At 69.2% G+C, this 16,242-nt stretch carries 17 protein-coding genes; 7 read left to right on the top strand and 10 right to left on the bottom strand.

The genetic code is table 11. The annotated features are described in order from the left end of the window. Positions 1 to 126 precede the first annotated feature (126 nt). Positions 127 to 1,017: a carbohydrate kinase family protein gene (locus ACYVD5_RS10360; RefSeq protein ID WP_461000763.1), complete on the top strand. Its 891-nt coding sequence runs from the start codon at positions 127 to 129 to the stop codon at positions 1,015 to 1,017. A gap of 160 nt (positions 1,018 to 1,177) precedes the next feature. Here ACYVD5_RS10360 and ACYVD5_RS10355 read toward each other — a convergent pair whose 3' ends face one another. The 7 genes from ACYVD5_RS10355 to ACYVD5_RS10325 form a co-directional block, all read right to left on the bottom strand. Next, entirely contained in the window at positions 1,178 to 3,409 is a 2,232-nt protein-coding gene (locus tag ACYVD5_RS10355; RefSeq protein ID WP_461000745.1) for an NB-ARC domain-containing protein, read from the bottom strand. 6 nt (positions 3,410 to 3,415) lie between these two features. Beyond that, a complete protein-coding gene (locus ACYVD5_RS10350; RefSeq protein WP_461000744.1) occupies positions 3,416 to 3,985 on the bottom strand; it encodes a DUF6879 family protein in 570 nt (189 codons plus the stop codon). Then, positions 3,982 to 4,251: a hypothetical protein gene (locus ACYVD5_RS10345; RefSeq protein ID WP_461000743.1), complete on the bottom strand. Its 270-nt coding sequence runs from the start codon at positions 4,249 to 4,251 to the stop codon at positions 3,982 to 3,984. The genes ACYVD5_RS10350 and ACYVD5_RS10345 overlap by 4 nt, the downstream gene beginning before the upstream one ends. Positions 4,252 to 4,297: 46 nt before the next feature. After that, a complete protein-coding gene (locus ACYVD5_RS10340; RefSeq protein ID WP_461000742.1) occupies positions 4,298 to 4,459 on the bottom strand; it encodes a hypothetical protein in 162 nt (53 codons plus the stop codon). Between the two features lie 472 nt (positions 4,460 to 4,931). Next, positions 4,932 to 5,804, bottom strand: coding sequence for a helix-turn-helix domain-containing protein (locus tag ACYVD5_RS10335; protein WP_461000741.1), 873 nt, complete (start codon positions 5,802 to 5,804; stop codon positions 4,932 to 4,934). 29 nt (positions 5,805 to 5,833) lie between these two features. Further along, positions 5,834 to 6,541: an SDR family NAD(P)-dependent oxidoreductase gene (locus ACYVD5_RS10330; RefSeq protein WP_461000740.1), complete on the bottom strand. Its 708-nt coding sequence runs from the start codon at positions 6,539 to 6,541 to the stop codon at positions 5,834 to 5,836. A 366-nt stretch (positions 6,542 to 6,907) separates the two neighbouring features. After that, positions 6,908 to 7,768 (bottom strand): NAD(P)H-binding protein, encoded by an 861-nt coding sequence (locus tag ACYVD5_RS10325; RefSeq protein ID WP_461000739.1) that lies wholly within the window; start codon positions 7,766 to 7,768, stop codon positions 6,908 to 6,910. 166 nt (positions 7,769 to 7,934) lie between these two features. On the opposite strand from ACYVD5_RS10325, the gene ACYVD5_RS10320 reads away from it, so the two are divergent. Next, positions 7,935 to 8,516 carry a TetR/AcrR family transcriptional regulator gene (locus tag ACYVD5_RS10320; RefSeq protein WP_461000762.1) on the top strand — a complete coding sequence of 194 codons (582 nt, stop codon included), beginning with the start codon at positions 7,935 to 7,937 and terminating at the stop codon, positions 8,514 to 8,516. Between the two features lie 57 nt (positions 8,517 to 8,573). On the opposite strand, the gene ACYVD5_RS10315 is transcribed toward ACYVD5_RS10320, so the two are convergent. After that, a complete protein-coding gene (locus ACYVD5_RS10315) occupies positions 8,574 to 8,906 on the bottom strand; it encodes a hypothetical protein (protein ID WP_461000738.1) in 333 nt (110 codons plus the stop codon). 176 nt (positions 8,907 to 9,082) lie between these two features. On the opposite strand from ACYVD5_RS10315, the gene ACYVD5_RS10310 reads away from it, so the two are divergent. From ACYVD5_RS10310 to ACYVD5_RS10300, 3 genes are all read left to right on the top strand, one after another. Beyond that, a complete protein-coding gene (locus tag ACYVD5_RS10310; protein WP_461000737.1) occupies positions 9,083 to 9,928 on the top strand; it encodes a helix-turn-helix domain-containing protein in 846 nt (281 codons plus the stop codon). Continuing rightward, positions 9,925 to 10,122, top strand: coding sequence for a DUF397 domain-containing protein (locus ACYVD5_RS10305; RefSeq protein WP_461000736.1), 198 nt, complete (start codon positions 9,925 to 9,927; stop codon positions 10,120 to 10,122). Before ACYVD5_RS10310 ends, ACYVD5_RS10305 begins: the two co-directional genes overlap by 4 nt. Positions 10,123 to 10,219: 97 nt before the next feature. Continuing rightward, a complete protein-coding gene (locus ACYVD5_RS10300) occupies positions 10,220 to 10,432 on the top strand; it encodes a DUF397 domain-containing protein (RefSeq protein WP_461000735.1) in 213 nt (70 codons plus the stop codon). 109 nt (positions 10,433 to 10,541) lie between these two features. Here the strand turns inward: ACYVD5_RS10300 and ACYVD5_RS10295 are convergent, their stop codons facing one another. Further along, positions 10,542 to 11,456, bottom strand: coding sequence for a LysR family transcriptional regulator (locus ACYVD5_RS10295; RefSeq protein WP_461000734.1), 915 nt, complete (start codon positions 11,454 to 11,456; stop codon positions 10,542 to 10,544). 143 nt (positions 11,457 to 11,599) lie between these two features. On the opposite strand from ACYVD5_RS10295, the gene ACYVD5_RS10290 reads away from it, so the two are divergent. Beyond that, positions 11,600 to 12,430, top strand: a complete 831-nt coding sequence (locus ACYVD5_RS10290; protein WP_461000733.1) for an SDR family oxidoreductase — start codon at positions 11,600 to 11,602, stop codon at positions 12,428 to 12,430. 263 nt (positions 12,431 to 12,693) lie between these two features. Then, the gene (locus ACYVD5_RS10285) at positions 12,694 to 13,428 is read left to right on the top strand and encodes an SDR family NAD(P)-dependent oxidoreductase (protein WP_461000732.1); all 735 of its coding nucleotides are present in this window, start codon (positions 12,694 to 12,696) and stop codon (positions 13,426 to 13,428) included. 555 nt (positions 13,429 to 13,983) lie between these two features. Here ACYVD5_RS10285 and ACYVD5_RS10280 read toward each other — a convergent pair. Beyond that, complete coding sequence (locus tag ACYVD5_RS10280) at positions 13,984 to 16,215, bottom strand: RecQ family ATP-dependent DNA helicase (protein ID WP_461000731.1); 2,232 nt, start codon at positions 16,213 to 16,215, stop codon at positions 13,984 to 13,986. Positions 16,216 to 16,242: the final 27 nt, after the last annotated feature.

Genomic DNA, 16,242 nt, shown 5'->3' with positions numbered 1-16,242 from the left:
GCCACTTCGTTACCCGACGTCTCCCTCTAACCTGTTAACGTCTGTCAGCACACAGGCTCTTCGGGCATGATCGCGCACAGTCCCCCAAATCGGGACCGCAAGGTGGTGGGCAGCAAGATGGCACGAGTGGTCGTGATCGGCGATCTCATGACCGACAGCGTCGCACAGGCGTTCTACCCACTCGCGCGCGGTAGCGATACCCCCGCTTCCGTGCTGACGTACGGCGGCGGTTCGGGCGCCAACGTCGCCGCGTGGCTGGCCATGGACGGCACCGAGACCATTTTCGTGGGCCGGCGCGGCTCCGACATCACCGGGCGCACCCGCGAGATGGAGCTGATGGGCTACGGGATCGACTCCCGGCTCGTCATGGACCCCGAGCGGGCCACCGGAACCTGCGTGGTGATGATCACCCACCGCGGCGACCGCACGATGCTCAGCGACCCCGGCGCCAACGCCCGCCTGCAGCCGGAAGACCTGCCGCGCGACGTGTTCGGCCCGGACGGGCACCTGCACGTGTCCGGTTTCACGCTGATCAACGCCGACTCCCGCCGGGCCGCCCGCATGGCACTGCGCATGGCCCGCGAAACCGGCATGTCGATCTCGGTCGACGGCGGCTCCCACGCCCCGCTGGAGCGCGCGGGCGCCGAGAACTTCCTCGACTGGACCAATGGCGCGCGGCTGCTGTTCGCCAACGTCGAGCAGGCCCGCGTGCTGACCGGCCGCGACGAGGCCGAGGCGGCCGCGAAGGTCCTCACCGCCTGGTACCCCAACGTGGTCATCAAGTTGGGCGACGAGGGCGCGCTGTGGGCTTCCAAGACCCGCGACGACCTGGTGACCCTCCCGGCCGAGCCGGTCGAGCCGGCCCCGGGCTCCATCGGCGCCGGCGACGCGTTCATCGCCGGGTTCCTGCCGCTGTGGCTGGCGGGCAAGCACCCCAAGGACTCTCTCGCCCGCGCCCAGAACCTGGCCGCCCGAGCCCTCCACCAACCGGGTGCCCGCCCGGACCTGGGCGACTAGCGGCGTAAGCGGCAGGCAGCGGTCGGCCGCCGCCCGGCCAACATCCGCACCGCACACCGGCGCGTTCCGGTCCGGCCTTTTTAACGCCTTTCCCGTCCTTAACACCCGAGCACCCGCCGTCCCCGCCCCCGAGATGGCGGGTGCACCGGTGTCTCCGCGCTCAGCCGAGGCGGGCGATGGCTGCCTCGACTTCAGCGGCGCAATCGTCGCCGAACGCGTGCAGGATGTCCAGGGCCGCGCCCAGGCAACGGCGCGCACGGCCGGTCTCGCCGCGGGCGGCCAGCGCCTCGCCCATGCCGGTCAGGGCGAGCGCTTCGCTGCTGCGGTCCTCCAACGCCTGAAAGATCCGCAACGCCTCCCCGTACTCGTCGACGGCCGCGGCGTATTCGCCCGCGGAGGCCAGCGCCGCGGCAAGCGAACGGTGGGCGAAGGCGATGCTCCAGCGCTCGCCGGTCCCGGCGAGAAGTGTGGTCGCGGAGCGGCAGTGCTCCAGGGCGGCGCCGGTGCGGCCGATCGACCGCTCGTACTCGGCGAGGCTGAGCAGCGCCATCCCTTCCCCCCGCCGGTCGCCCGCTGCGCGGAACACGTCGATGGCCTCGCCGATGAGCGCCAGCCCCTCGCTGTCGCGGTCGCGCTCCCACCGGAGGGCACCGAGTTGGCGCAGTGCGAACCCCTCGATCCACGGGATGCGGGCGTCCTCGCCGCGGGCGGTGTCGCGTGCCTCGGCGTAGTGCTCCAGAGCCGTGCCGGTATTGCCGAGCAACCGGTTGACCGTGGCAAGGGCGAGGTGGTTGCGCGCCTGCCCTTCGCGGTGGCCGGCCAACTGCGCCGATTCGAGGCCGAGCCGTTGGATCTCCAACCATTCGTGCCAGTGCCGGTGCAACTCGAACAGGCCGGAGATGTTGGCGGGCACCCGCCACGCGAGATCGTGCAGCCCGCGGTCGTAGGCGGCCTGTACCGAGCGGACGAGGTTTGCGCGTTCACCCTCGAACCAGCCGAGCGCGGCGTCCAGATCCTCGAACTCCAAGGGCTCCGCGGACGAGCCGTCCCCAGGAAGCTCGTAGCCGGGAATCGCGGCGGGCCGGAAGCGGGGAGCAAGCGACAATACCGCGCTGGTTGCGGTGCGCAGGTACCACCGGACCGTGCGGCCGAGGACCTCGTCCGCTTCCCCCGGCTCTTCCTCTGCGTGGAAGCGTTCAGCCGCATAGGCCCGCAGCAGGTCGTGCATCCGGTACCGGTCGCGGCCGGTGCGCTGCATCAGGTTCGCCCGGGTGAGCTCATCAATGAGCGGACGCACCCGCCGCAACGAAGCAGCCGCCGCAGCAGCGCACGCCGCGGCCGCAAAATCGGGCCCGGGATGGATACCGAGGCAGCGGAACAACCGGGCCGACCCAGGTGAAAGCGCGGCATAGGACGTGGCGAAGACCGCCCGGACGTCACTCAGCTCATCCTCAGCGGTACCGAGGGCGTCGAGCCGCTCGTTCTCGGCGCCCAACTCGGCGACGACGTCGTCCAGCGCGGTGGCGGGCCCGCTCAGGAGCCGTTCGGCCAGGACGCGCAGAGCGAGCGGCAGCCGCGCGCAGTGGGCGACGAGGGTGCGGGCGGCCTCAGGCTCGGAGTCGATGCGGGAGGAATCCACATGACGCCGCAGCAGGGCGAGGGAATCCTCCGTGCTCAGGGTGTCGAGATCCATCCGGCGCGCCCCCTCGCGGGTCACCAGGCCGGCCAGTGTGCTCCGGCTGGTGACGAGGACCAGACACGTGGGCGAGGCGGGCAGCAGCGGGCGGACCTGGTCGGGCGACACCGCATCGTCGATGAGGACGAGCACGCGTTTTCCGGCCAGCCGAGTCCGGTAGAGCGACGCCCTGCTGTCGAGGTCGATCGGTATTCGGTCGGGCGGCACGTCGAGCGCCTGCAGGAGCGAACCGAGGGCGGCCGATGCGTCGAGGCGGGGGCCGGGGCCGTGGCCGCGCATGTTGACGTACAGGTCGCCGTCCGGGTACCGCGCACGGACCCGGTGCGCCCAACGCACGGCCAGCGCCGTCTTGCCGACCCCGGGGGAACCGCCGATCACGGAGACCACCACGGCGCCACCGGACCCCGTTGCGTCGTCAGGGGTCTCGTGGACCGCGGAACCCTGCGCCAACGCGTCGAGCCGGCTGATCTCGGCGTTGCGGTTCACGAATCCCGTAATCGCCAACGGCAACTGGCGGGGTACGGCCGCGCCGGCGGACGACGCGGCCGCAAAGTGGACACCCCCGTGGATGGCGCCCGCCTGCACCACTGAGCCGGTTTCGCCCTGGACCTCGTTGCGGGCCTTTGCCGCGCCGGTGCGGCGAGCCGTGTCGTCGGAGGCCGGGGACTCGCTTCCGGTCTCGCTGTCCTTATCCATTGCTTGTCACAGCGGGCGCATGTAGGTGTCGAACCTGGCTTGGTACTCGGCGAAGGGCACGGACAGGTAATTGGCGCGGTCGCGCCAGACATTGGCCGCCACCACCTGCTCCGAGTCGTCGACCAGTCCGGTGGCCTGGAGCGAGCCGTCGTCGGCGTAGGTCATGGACACCAGCCGGTGGGAGTCGAACAGCCAGTAGTCGAATGCGGGAATGCCTTCGGGCCAGTCGCCCTCTTTTACGGCGAGAATGCGGATGTTCTCGCCGGCCTCGGCGTTCGGGCGGTATCCCCAGGCGCATTCGAAACGCATATAGTCCGTCAGCGGCTCGGTGACCACGTGCACACGGCTGTAGGTCCGGCCCGCGGCGGTATCGGCGCGGAGTTTCTCGCCCCAGGCATGGAGAGTGGGTGAGTAATCGTCGAGGTCATCGGCCATGAACCGCCGGAAAGGCTCTGTATCGTAAGCGGAGGAATACGTTTGGAATGTCTCCAGCCGGAACGCCGTGTAACGAAACTCACTGAACAGCCGGTCGAATTCTTCGCGGCTGATCGGGTTGCCCTTGATCTCGGCGGTCACTTAGCCGAACTCTTCCGGTATTGTTCAACTGCCCTGGCCACGACCTCGGGGGAGATCCGGACCGCAGTCTCGCCCGCAAGCGGGTTTTGCAACGCGGACCGGTCCGCCCCGGTCAATTCGGGCCCCTGGACGATGAATTCACCGGTGTCGGCAATGTAGACCGATGGGCAATCGCTGACGGGTGATCGCCCGGTATCCTTTGCAAGGAGGGTGAGCCGCATGTTTTCTCCTGAGTCCGGCCGGTGACGGAGAATCGGATAACTCACGCTAGCACCTCCCACCGGCCACCTCCAAGCTCATGACCGAATTCGGCTACTCCATCAAATAGCGCGCCCTGATCTCATTCGCAACCTCGTCATCATCGTCTTTTGACGCACGCACCAGACGCCTCAAGTCGACCGCAAACAGTACATTCCACACATTCTCGGCATTAAGTTCCGATTCTTCGCGTTTCGGGTATTCGTTGCTCGGCACTGAACCTCCTCACCTGAGTGGCGGTTCCCTCGATCCCGCTGCAGCCATCACGACCACACCTACCCGGCAGACGCCCGGAACGCGCCCTTTTCCCAGAACCCGGCCGCACGCTGGTGTGCACGCACGATAGTGGCGCCGGTATTCAGCTCGGGAACAACGATCCGCGTCCGCTGCACGTCCAACAGTCCAGGGCATGCCCGGGTCATCGACCAGGTGATCGGAGGGAAGCGCCCCAGTGGCTGTTGGTTATTCAGGTGGTTACACGGCGTTCCCGGTTGGTCGGTTGCGTCTCCGCACGGCTGCAACCAACGTCCAGCACTCATACACCTGGTTGCTGGGCCGAGGCGGTTCGCGTTCTGCGGGTCAGGAGCTCCAGTGTTTTGAGTCAGTCGATGCCGAAGGCTTGTTCTCCGGTGGTGGCGCCGTGCAGAAGCTGAAACGACGCAGGTCCCGGCGTAGCACGACGAATTCCTCAGGTGTGCGGGCTCGGAGACGTCGCGCGGATATCCGGCTGCGTGGGCTGCGGCGCCTCGGTGAGGGAGCCGAGGAGCCGGAGCTTCTCAGCGTCCGGGCTTGCCGGGCTGGCGTGGTAGACGACGAGCATCTGGCCCGAAGTACCGCTTATGGCGAGCTTCTCGCGGTTGAGGCGCAACTCGCCGAGCTGCGGATGCTCCAGTCGCATCTCGGCACCCTCCCGTGTGCGCACGTCGTGTCGTGCCCACAAGGTCCGGAAGCGGGGGCTGGCCAGTGACAGCTCACCGACGAGGTCGATGAAGCGCTGGTCATCGGTATCGGTGCCAACGGACTGCCGGAAGCCGGCGACCAGTCGCTCGGTCGCGCTCTCCCAGTCCGGATAGAGATCGGTCTCCGCAGGATTGAGGAAGACGTCCCTGAGCCGGTTGCCGCCAACGACCAGGCGCGGCGATAGGGCGGTAGCCGGTGGGTTGGCGGCAAGGACGTCGAAGTAGCGGCCTTCCACGAACGCAGGCAAGGCAAGCGTGGTCACCAGCATGGCGACGCCCGCGGGGACCGACTCTCGGCGTGGCGTACGCCGTCGGCTTCGTGGCTGCGGCTCACCGAGGCTGAGGAGGTAAGCGGTTGTGTCGTCGTCGAGTTGGAGGATATCGGCGAGCGACTCCAGGACCGCCTGGGACGGGTTGGAGTCGCGGCCCTGTTCGAGGCGGAGGTAGTAGTCCGCGCTGATACCGGCGAGCATCGCGACCTCCTCGCGGCGCAACCCCGGAACCCGGCGCGGCCCCTGCGCAGGCAGGCCGGTCTGTTCAGGAGTGACCAGGTCGCGACGGGCGCGCAGGAACTCGCCGATTCGGTTCGCTTTCTCGGTCATACTTCTGTTCCTCGAGTGGTCCCGAAGCCTCACCACGAGATGGGGCCGTGGCGGGAACTATACGTGCCGGTAGGGCCGTCGGGTGTTACCTGGGCCATTCGGACGATGACCTCGGCGCCTTCCTCGACGGTCAGGGTGCCGGTGCGGCCGTTGAGATCGGTGTTGGTGAACCCCGGCTCGACGGCGTTGATCCGGATGCGCGGGTACTGCTTGGCGTACTGGATCGTGATGACGTTGACGACCGCCTTGGAGGCGGGGTAACTGATGCCAGGGTAGAAGTGAGTATGGCTTTCCGGTTCGGCGATCCCGGAGATCGACGCCAGCCCGCTGCTGAGGTTCACGACGACGGGTGCGCCCGATTCCTGCAGCAGCGGCAGGAAAGCACGCAGCATGCGCAAGGTGCCCAAGGCGTTGGTCTCGAAGGTCTCCTTCATCAGTTCGGGCGTCTCGTCGGCAGCCGCCGGGATGGCGTTGCCGTCGAGCCGCGGCTCCACGCCGGCATTGTTGACGAGTACGTCGAGCCCGCCCTCGGCTGCGATGGTCTCGACCGCTGCGGCGACTGAGGCGTCGTCGGTGACATCGATTCCGACGAAGCGAGCGCCGAGCTCATCGGCGGCGGCTCGGCCGCGCGCCTCGTCGCGTGCGCCGACGTAAACGGTGTGCCCGGCCTTGATGAGTCGGCGGGCCGTCTCCTTGCCAAGGCCCTTGTTGGCCCCGGTGATCAGTGTTGTGGTCATGGCTCCAACCTGGCACACACGACATGCTCGTGGCAGTCCCCTGTCCTTCCCTAGGACCGCTAGGGCCACCTGGCGCAACCTGCTGTCGACTCGTAGAACCGGCGCGCTCGCCCCGTATCTTCACCGGGTTGTAGAGAGTGAGGTCACCGTCCGCGGATTGGGTCGGTCCCCAGTAGCGGCGCCAGAGCCTCGCCCGGGGCGTCTCGTTGTTTCTCTTGGGGAGCGCCCCCAGGCCCCCGAACCATTCTTCCCGAAGTCGTTCCTGCTGCTAAAAACGGGAACGACTTTTTACTGCCGCGCGGACTACCAAGCGGTCGCGGGGACTCGATACGCCGTGGCAGTTCCTTAAGCGCGGTCATCGGCTCCCTATCGGCCGCACCGAGGGAGACACAGCAGCCGGTCGGCGACGCTGCGGGGCTCTCGGCCGAGGAGGTCCGCCAGCAGGGTGTCGGTCTCGGCAAAGTAACCGGCGCGGCCGGCCTGGTACCAGGTGAGCATGAACCGGGCCGCCCGCTCGGGGACACCGGTCGCGACCTGGTCGGCGACCCACTGCTCGTCGCCGATGACGGTGCGCTTGATGGTGCGGCCGGTCAGTTCGGAGGCGGTTTCGGCGATGCCGTCGAAGGTGACGGCGGTTGGCGCGGTGAGGTTGACGGGTCCGGCGAAGGAGCGGTCGCCGGCGAGGATGGCCGCAATGGCCTCGGCTATGTCGGCACGGTCGGTATACGGGACGGGACCGTCTTGCGGCTGGGCGATCTCTCCGGTCTGCTGCCACGGGCCGAGCACCTGTTCCAGTGGGCCGTAGGCGCCGTTGCGCAGCGCGGTCCAGGCCACTCCGGAGTCGGCAAGGGCCGCCTCGGTGGCGATGTGGATTTCCGACGCCGGGTACGGATTGCCCGGGACGGCGCCCTGCTGGCTCGTGTAGAGGATCCGCTGCGCGCCGGCCGCTGCGGCGGCCGCGATGGCATTGCGGTGCGCGCGAACCAGGTCGGCCTTCGGGTCGTTGCCGGATACCAGAAGCACCTGCTCGGCACCGGCAAACGAGTTGCGCAACGCGGCAGGGTCGTCGTAGGAGCCCTGCCGCACGCGAACGCCGCGGTCGGCGAAGTGCTGCGCCTTGGCAACATCGCGGACGCTGACGCCGATCCGGTCGGCGGGCATGCGGTTGAGGAGGTGCTCGACGGTGGCGCCGCCCAGCCCGCCGGTAGCACCGGTGACAACGATCATGCGTGTGGCCTTTCCGTGAGTGTCCGCGGCGGGCTTGGTGGTGCGAGCGCGCGACACCCCAAGTTGACCGGTGCGGTCAAGTTCGCTTCCGTCGGCGACACTAGGTAACCTGACCCTGCGAGTCAAGTTATACCGGCGGCGACGGCAACGAGAGACGGTGGAGACCATGACCGGTGCGGCACCTGCGGAGCCCCGGCTGCGCGCCGACGCCAAGCGCAACGCCGAGCAGATCCGCCGTGCCGCGGTCAGCGCCTTCCAGGGCCGCGGCCTGACCGTGCCGCTGGAAGAGGTCGCCAAGGCGGCGGGAGTAAGCAAGGCCACGATCTTCAACCGGTTCGGCGGCCGGATCGGGCTCATCGAAGCAGTCATCGAAGAGGTCGTCGCGAACGAACTGTTCGCCATCGCCGACCGCACCCGGTCCATCGATGGCGCCGGGGAACGGCTGACGTACTACTTCACCGCAATCCGCGACCTGCAGTACCGCCAGCCCGCCGCCAACGACGTCCTGCTGCAGGAATACCCCCACTCGGAACAGCTCATGGAGATCTGCCGGACCGCGAGCGGGATCCACGGCGAACTCGTCGCCGGAGGCCGGGCTTCCGGCGTGCTGCGGCCCGAGTTCACGGCCGACGACCTCCAGGCGTACCTCTACGAGAACGCACTCTCCCTCAAGTACGGCACCCACCCGCGGCGGGACGACTACGACCGCCGCACCACTTACCTCCTCGACGGCATTCGCGCGCACTAGCCCGCTTCCGACGGAAGATGGCACTGCCGTCCCCGCCGTCGCCCGGTGATGCCGCGGTCACACCCCCTGGTCTTGGCCGTCGTGCCACACGACGCGGGTGGAGCGGCGGCGACCGCGGTCGCGGCCGAAGAGCCGCATTGCCGATTCGACCGACCGGAACCGCGCGAAGCCGCTACCGTCGGCACCGGTGACGACGACCCGGTCCGGCCAGGACATCCCCCAGCCGAGGATCCAACCGTCGTCGTTCTCGACGTCGATCTCGGCAACGGTGAACAGCCGCGGCGCCTGCTCGCGGCAGAGATCGGTGAGTTCGGCGGCGAGGGCGTCGGCGGGTTGGGTGGCGAGTTCGGCGGTGGAGGCGGGCTCGCGGGGGGCCTGCTCGGGGGGCATCGTTCCTCCAAGAAGTGAAGACCAACATAGTTGGATGGGAAGCACGCAGGATTTGGAACGGTTACGCTCTCTGTAACTGTTCCAAACTCTATGCTCCTCCGCAAGCACCCTGCGTAATTTCAGGTTCCCGGGCGCCCGTAGGATGCCGTTGTCCACAGCGAAGGAGGTCGTCGCAAGTGCCGCGCAAGCCAACCGTTCGAGCCCGCGGACTGGGTGCCGAACTGAAGGAACTTCGCCTCAAGTCGGGCCTCAACACTCGGGAAGCCGGCCAGCGGGCAGGCTGGTCGCACACCATGGTCAGCCGCATCGAGGTCGGCAAGCGCGGTGTGACGACGGAGGAGATTGCGACGCTGCTGGCCATCTACGAAGTGACGGGTGAGCACCGGGACCGGCTCATAGATCTCGCACGCGAGGCCCACCGGCCGGGCTGGTGGGAAAGCAGCACCTCCAGCCTGCCAAGCCAACTCACGGCGCTTATCGGCTTCGAGAGCCAGGCCACCTCCATTACGGATGTCGCGCTGAACCTCGTCCCCGGGCTCCTGCAAACCCAGGGCTATGCGCGCGCGACGATCTCTGCAGGAGGTATCGCAGGCAGTGTCATGGAGACCCGCGTTGCGACTCGAATCGGACGCCAGTCGATTCTTTCCGCAGGGAACGGTCTCCGCTACGAGGCGTTCATCGATGAGGCTGTTATCCGGCGGCCCATCGGTGCTCCAGGAGTCATGACCGAGCAAATACGGCACCTCGCGGCCATGGCCGAGCAGGAGGGTACGACGATCCGGGTGCTCCCCCTGTCACTACGAGGCCACGCAGCAATGACCGGGTCTTTCACTGTGCTGAGGTTCCCGAAGGCGCAGACCCTGGTGCACATCGAGCACCGGCGCTCCAGCTTGTTCCTGGATGCTCCCGACACCGTCGACGGTTTCTTGGGAGATATCGCTACACTTCAGACAACTGCCCTCCATCCAGCCGAATCAGCCGATTTCTTGCGCGACGCCGTCGAGAGCACCGAGGAACAGTGACAAGTCACCCGCACCCAGATTCATGGCGCAAGAGCAGCTACAGCAGCGTCGAGACCAACTGCGTCGAGACCGCTGTGCTACCTGACCAAGTCGGCATGCGCGACTCTAAGACCCCCGACACCACCCAACTCGCCTTCCCTCATCACGAGTGGATCGGCCTCCTGTGGGACATATCGTCCAAACCACACGACTGACCTCACCGGCTGGCCGGGCCGTGCAAACCGCGGCTCATCCAGCGTAGAGCCAAATCGGCCAGGGGAGAATTGGTCTCCCCTGCTGAGGAGGTTCATCATGGACAACGGCCGCTCGATACTGTCTCGCCGCAAAGGCGCCTGGACCAAGAGCAGCTACAGCCTGGAAATCTCGCAGTGCGTTGAAGCCGCCCTCTCCCCTGACCAAGTCGGCATGCGCGACTCCGTGGCTCCCGAATCTGCGCAGCTCGCCTTCCCCCACCGCGAATGGGTCGGGCTCCTCCACGCGATCACCACCGAATCGCTCAGGTAACGGGTCTCCACCCGGCGGGCCGCCCGGCGCTACCGGTGTCGACAGTGCGGAAATGCCCAAATCCAGCGCTGGATTTGGGCATTTCCGCACTGTCGACACCCCATCCCCCTCACCCACCCGCGTCAAGGGCGCTGAACTCCTCCCCTATCGCGCGGGTCATCGCCTGGGCGTTTCGTGACGGGTCCTCGTTGGTGACCAGCAGGGTTTCGCGGTTCCAGGCCAGACCCGGGTCGTGTACCGGGATCCACCTGACGCTGTGCGGGACGATGTCGGCGGCGGTGCCGGGGAGGACGGAGATCCCGAGGCCCGCCGCGACGAGGCCGAGGCGGGTGGGCCAGGTGCGGGCCTCGAAACCCACGCGGGGCTCGTCCAGGGTGGGCCACGGGCCGAACTGGGGCTCGCCGCGGCCGCCGATCCCCACCACCCAGGTCTGGTCGGCCAACTCCGCCGCATCGACCACCTCGCGGGCGGCGAACGGGTGGTCCTCCCGCACGGCGATGCCCAGGCCGCGGCCGGTGCGCACCACCTGTGAGCGCAGGTTGGCCAGGTCGTAGTCCGGCAGTCCCTCCCCCGCCGCGATGACGGCGACCTCGATGCGGCCGCCGCGCAGGCGGCGCAGTTGTTCCGGGGTGGCGGCCTCCTGCAGTGCCAGGACCAGATCGGGGTGGCGGCGCATCAGCCGGGACATTGCGCGTGGCACCACCGTCGCGGCGACGGTGGGGTAGGCCCCGACGACGAGGCGGCCGGCGAGCCGGTCGCGCAGGCCGTCGAGTTCGAGTTCGGCCGCCTCCACGTGGCCAAGAACCTTTGCCGCGTGGCGGGCCAGGGTCTCGCCCGCGGGGGTCAGGACCACGCCGCGCGGCTGCCGCTCGAACAGCGGGGTGCCCAGGGACTGTTCGAGCACGCCGACCTGGCGCGAGACCGCGGACTGGGTGTAGGCGAGCGCTTCGGCGGCGGCGGTGAACGAACCGCGGTTGGCGACCTCGACCAGGACCCGCAGCCCGGTGAGCGAAAGATCCAGCATGCCGCCCATCGTGGCAGGTGCGGTCCGGTATTTCATTTCCGCATGCCTGAGATGAAAAGCCATCGCTTGTACTCATGTCTTCGCGAATCCAGCATGGAGGGGAAGGGCGGATACCCCACATCAGGATCACTGGAGAAACCAGCATGACCACTTGGTTCATCACCGGAGCATCGCGCGGCATCGGCCGCGAACTCGTAGAGCAGGTGCTGGCCCGCGGCGACCGCGTCGCCGCTACGTTGCGCCGGCCCGAGCAGCTCGACGACCTTGCCCAGCGGTACGGCGACCGGCTCTGGACGCGCCGGCTCGACGTCACCGATACCGACCAACTCGGCGCTGTGGTGAACGAGGCCTTTGCCGCGCACGCGACCATCGACGTCGTCGTGTCCAACGCCGGTTTCGGCATCTTCGGCACGGCCGAGGACCTCTCCGACGAGCAGGTCGAGCGCATGATCGCCACCAACCTGACGGCCTCGGTCCAGCTGGCGCGCCGGGTCGTCCCGCACCTGCGCGAGCAGGGCGGCGGAACCTTTGTGCAGCTGTCCAGCATGGGCGGCCACATCACGTTCCCGGGCTTCGGGCTCTACCACGCCGCCAAATGGGGGGTGGAGGGATTTTTCGAGGCCTTGTCGAAGGAGGTTGCACCCTTCGGTATCCGCACGGTGCTGGTCGAGCCCGGCATGGTGCGCACCACGTTCTACGGCGCCGCGGAACGGGTCGAGCCGAGCGCGCCCTACCGCGGCGGCCCGGCCGATGCGCCGCCGCCCGCGGTCGCGGACATGCCCGCCAGCCAGTCGGGGGTGGCCCACGCGACCATCGAGGCGGCACTGGCCGCGGACCCGCCGCTGCGGCTGCTGATCAACTCCGACGCCTATGAGGCGGTGACCTCGGCCGTGCGGGAACGCCTGGCGGCCTTCGAGGCCCGCCGCGACGCCGCATACGCCGCCGACGCGGAGGTGGCCGCCGCCCCGGCTTGACCGGCGCGCCCCCTGCTCGGCCGGTGCTGCTCCGCGCCGCGGCCGCGGTAGCCGTTGCCTCGGCAGGACCGGACCGCCGCGGCGGTCGCCGGGCGGCGGGGCGGTTGCGGGCGTCCCCCCTCGGGCGGCACCGAGGCCGGTTGTGCGACCCGGCCGGAACACCGCACCGCACAGCCGGCCCGATACCCGCCCTTTCTTGACCGCACGGTCCACATCTGACAACGTTATGGACGAAACAGTCCATAACCTTCAAGGAGGACGGCATGGCCGTCTTGGCAGACAAGGTCGCTGTGATCACCGGCGGCAGCACCGGCATCGGCTTCGCGACCGCACGCGCGTTCCGCGACGAGGGCGCCAAAGTCTTCATCACCGGCCGCCGCAAGGACGCGCTGGACACTGCGGTCGCCGAACTCGGTCCGGACGTGACCGGCGTGGTCTGCAGTTCTTCGGTGCCCGCAGAGCTCGACGCGCTCTATGGGACCGTGCGCGAACAGGCAGGACGCATCGACGTGCTGGTCGCCAACGCCGGCGTCGGCACCGCCGCTCCGTTCGGCGAGGTAACGGCGGAGCTGATCGACTCGGTGTTCGACACCAACGTCAAGGGAACGATCTTCACCGTGCAGCAAGCGCTGCCGCTACTCAGCGCAAACGCTTCGGTGATCCTTACGGGCTCGACCGCTACGACACGGCCGAACCAGGGACTCGAGGTTTACGCGGCCTCGAAGGCCGCGGTCCGCAACCTCGCCCGCGGGTGGGCCCTCAGCTCGCGCGAGCACGGCTTCCGGGTCAACGTCGTTTCGCCGGGCGGCACACGCACCCCCGGCCTGCTCGAACTGGTCCCGCCCGAGGCACTCACACAGGCCGAAGGCGACGTCCCACTCGGCCGACTCGCCGAACCCGCGGAGATCGCCGCCGTAACAACGTTCCTGGCCTCGGACGCGTCGAGTTACGTCAACGGTGCCGAGATCTCCGCCGACGGTGGCTTTGCACAGGTGTGAGTCCGCGTAGTCCCCGGCACCGTCGCGACGATAATGCGGAAATGCCCGTCTCAGCTTTACACGGGTTTCGTGGTTTCGGGCGCGGTGTCCGGTTCGGCAGGGGACCGGCTCACGCCGCGGTAGCGGGGTGGCGCCTGTGCCCGGTTCCGGTGCCGTGCGCGACGGGATCACCCCCGCAGAAGGGGCCGCGGTCGCACCCCGCCCCCGCCGCTCGCGGCCGTTGGTGCCGCTTTCAGTGCAGGGCGCCCGCCGCCCGGCCGCGGGCAAGGCCGCATAGTGAACCAGAGCCGCCGCCCACCGCCGCCCACGGCAGCGGCGGGGCGGCGGCCCGTCACGGACGGCGCTCCGCGACACCCGCGCCGACCCGGGCCGGCGGCCGGCGCATGTGGGAGTTCGGGGAGATCGGGAAAATCGAGGAGATCAGGGAGATCGTGCTCTATCGAGCGGGTCGATACCGCAGCGTGAGCCGGCTCCCCGAACCGGACACCACACCCAAAGCCACGAACCCGCGGCTTTAAAATCCGGGAATTCCTGCATGATCATCAGTGCGCCGGTCTAGCTGCGCGCCGCCAATACCAGGGGCAGTACGCCCGGGGCGCCCGCCTCGCGCAGGAGACGGGTGGCCGCGGTGAGGGTCCAGCCGGTGTCGGTGTGGTCGTCGACCAGCAGAACCGGGCCGTCGAGGGCGGCCAGCGCGTCGGCGGTGGGTGCGGGGACCGCGAAGGCGCGGTGGGTCTGGGCCAGGCGGTGGGCGCTGTTGTGGCGGCGCGGGCCGGTGCCGGAATCGGGGTCGGTGTATGCCAGAGAGCCGACCGGCGCCAGTCGGCCGACCTGGCACAGGCGGCGGGCAAGGTCGGTGATGAGTTCCGGGCGGGTGAGCGAAGGCATGGCGACCACTCCCGCTGGGCGGCGCTGCCAGGGCCAGGCGGCGAGCACGTCGACAACCCCCTTGAAGACGCGGTCGGACACCGGTTCGTCGGGGGAATCGGGGTTGAGCAGCCGCCGGAGTTCGCCGCCCCAACCGATATCGGTGAGCCGGGCCAGCGCCCGCCCCTCGTCGGCCTGGTAGCCGGCGCTGATCTTGCCGGAGAGGTCGACGCCGAGCGCGGCCATGCCCGAAGGCCACTGCTTGCGCGGCGCAATGGCCACGCCCGGACGTTCCAAGTGCTTGGCCGCGGCCTCGCGGCCCGCTGAGTCGGTGGCCGCGGGGTAGGGCGCCCCTGCGCAGTTGTCGCACCGGCCGCACGCGGCGGCGTCGGGATCGTCGAGCTGGCCGCGCAGGTACTCCATGCGGCAGCCGGCGGCGCCGACGTAGTCGAGCATGGCCTGCTGTTCGCGTTCGCGCGCCGCGGTGACCGCGGCGTAGCGCTCGGAGTCGTAGTGCCAGGGTTGGCCGGTGGCGGTCCAGCCGCCGCGCACCCGGCGCACCGCGCCGTCGACATCGAGAACCTTGAGCATCTGCTCAAGCCTGCTGCGCCCGAGGTCGACCCGGGTTTCCAGCCGCGGCAGCGACATGGGGCCCTCGGCCTCGGCCAGCACCGCCAGCGCGTGGCGAACGGTGTCCTCGGCGGGAAACGCCAGCGAGGAGAAGTAGGACCAGATTTCGCGGTCTTCGCGGCCGGGCAGCAGCACCGCCTCGGCGCGCTCCAGCCCGCGTCCTGCGCGGCCGACCTGCTGGTAGTAGGAGATCGGCGACTGCGGCGCACCCAGGTGCACGACGAAACCGAGGTCGGGCTTGTCGAAGCCCATGCCCAGCGCGCTGGTGGCCACCAGCGCCTTGGTGCGGTTGGCCAGCAGGTCGTCCTCGGCGCGGCGGCGGTCGTCGGGATCGGTCTGGCCGGTGTAGGCGCGCACGTTGTAGCCGCGTGCGGCAAGGAAGTCGGCGGTGTCGTTGGCGGCGGCGACGGTGAGGGTGTAGACGATGCCCGAGCCCGGGAGTTCGTCGAGGTAGCGGGCCAACCAGCCCCACCGGGCGGTGGTATCGGGCAGGTCGACGACGGACAGGCGCAGGCTGGGGCGGTCGAGCCCGCCGCGCAGCACCAGGGTGGCGGCGCCGTCGCCGGTTTCGAGCTGTTCGGCGACGTCGCGGGTTACGCGGCCGTTGGCGGTGGCGGTGGTGGCCAGCACCGGAATGCGCGGCGGGAGTTCGCGCAGCAGGGTGCGGATGCGCCGGTAGTCGGGGCGGAAGTCGTGTCCCCAGTCGGAGATGCAGTGGGCTTCGTCGATGACGACCAGCCCGGCGCCGGCTGCCAGCTGCGGCAGCGCGCGGTCGCGGAAGTCGGGGTTGTTCAGGCGTTCGGGGCTGACCAGCAGCACGTCGACCCCGCCCGCGGCGACCTCGGCGTAGATGGGGTCCCAGTCGTCGGGGTTGGCACTGTTGATGGTGCGGGCGCGGATGCCGGCGCGTTCGGCGGCGGCGATCTGGTTGCGCATCAGGGCCAGCAGCGGGGAGACGATGACCGTGGGCCCCGCCCCTGCGGCCCGCAGCAGCGCGGTGGCCACGAAGTACACCGCCGACTTGCCCCACCCGGTGCGTTGCACGACCAGGGCGCGGCGGTGTTCGGCGACCAGGGCGCGGATGGCGCTCCACTGGTCTTCGCGCAGCCGCGCGGATTCGCCGGCCAGCGCCCGCAGGTGGCCCTCGGCGGCCTCGCGCAGCGCATCGCCGCCGGTGTCGGCACTGCCCGCGGCGGGCCCGGCCGAGTCGTCCGGGGCGGCGGAACCGTCCGGACCGGGGGACGGGGGTGCGGTCGCCGGGCGGTTATCGGAAGGCACAGGGGTCACCATGGCCCCTTGCTACCAGAACCCGGTGTC

This window comes from Streptomonospora sediminis (assembly GCF_054778995.1).
The sequence above is the reverse complement of the archived record's forward strand: the minus strand, read 5'-3'. Positions and strand labels throughout refer to the sequence as shown.

Coding starts and splice junctions, on each gene's coding strand:
- ACYVD5_RS10355 (WP_461000745.1), bottom strand. CDS start 3,409: ATGGATAAGGACAGCGAGACCGGAAGCGAGTCCCCGGCCTCCGACGAC.
- ACYVD5_RS10335 (WP_461000741.1), bottom strand. CDS start 5,804: ATGACCGAGAAAGCGAACCGAATCGGCGAGTTCCTGCGCGCCCGTCGC.
- ACYVD5_RS10330 (WP_461000740.1), bottom strand. CDS start 6,541: ATGACCACAACACTGATCACCGGGGCCAACAAGGGCCTTGGCAAGGAG.
- ACYVD5_RS10325 (WP_461000739.1), bottom strand. CDS start 7,768: ATGATCGTTGTCACCGGTGCTACCGGCGGGCTGGGCGGCGCCACCGTC.
- ACYVD5_RS10320 (WP_461000762.1), top strand. CDS start 7,935: ATGACCGGTGCGGCACCTGCGGAGCCCCGGCTGCGCGCCGACGCCAAG.
- ACYVD5_RS10315 (WP_461000738.1), bottom strand. CDS start 8,906: ATGCCCCCCGAGCAGGCCCCCCGCGAGCCCGCCTCCACCGCCGAACTC.
- ACYVD5_RS10300 (WP_461000735.1), top strand. CDS start 10,220: ATGGACAACGGCCGCTCGATACTGTCTCGCCGCAAAGGCGCCTGGACC.
- ACYVD5_RS10295 (WP_461000734.1), bottom strand. CDS start 11,456: ATGCTGGATCTTTCGCTCACCGGGCTGCGGGTCCTGGTCGAGGTCGCC.
- ACYVD5_RS10290 (WP_461000733.1), top strand. CDS start 11,600: ATGACCACTTGGTTCATCACCGGAGCATCGCGCGGCATCGGCCGCGAA.
- ACYVD5_RS10285 (WP_461000732.1), top strand. CDS start 12,694: ATGGCCGTCTTGGCAGACAAGGTCGCTGTGATCACCGGCGGCAGCACC.
- ACYVD5_RS10280 (WP_461000731.1), bottom strand. CDS start 16,215: ATGGTGACCCCTGTGCCTTCCGATAACCGCCCGGCGACCGCACCCCCG.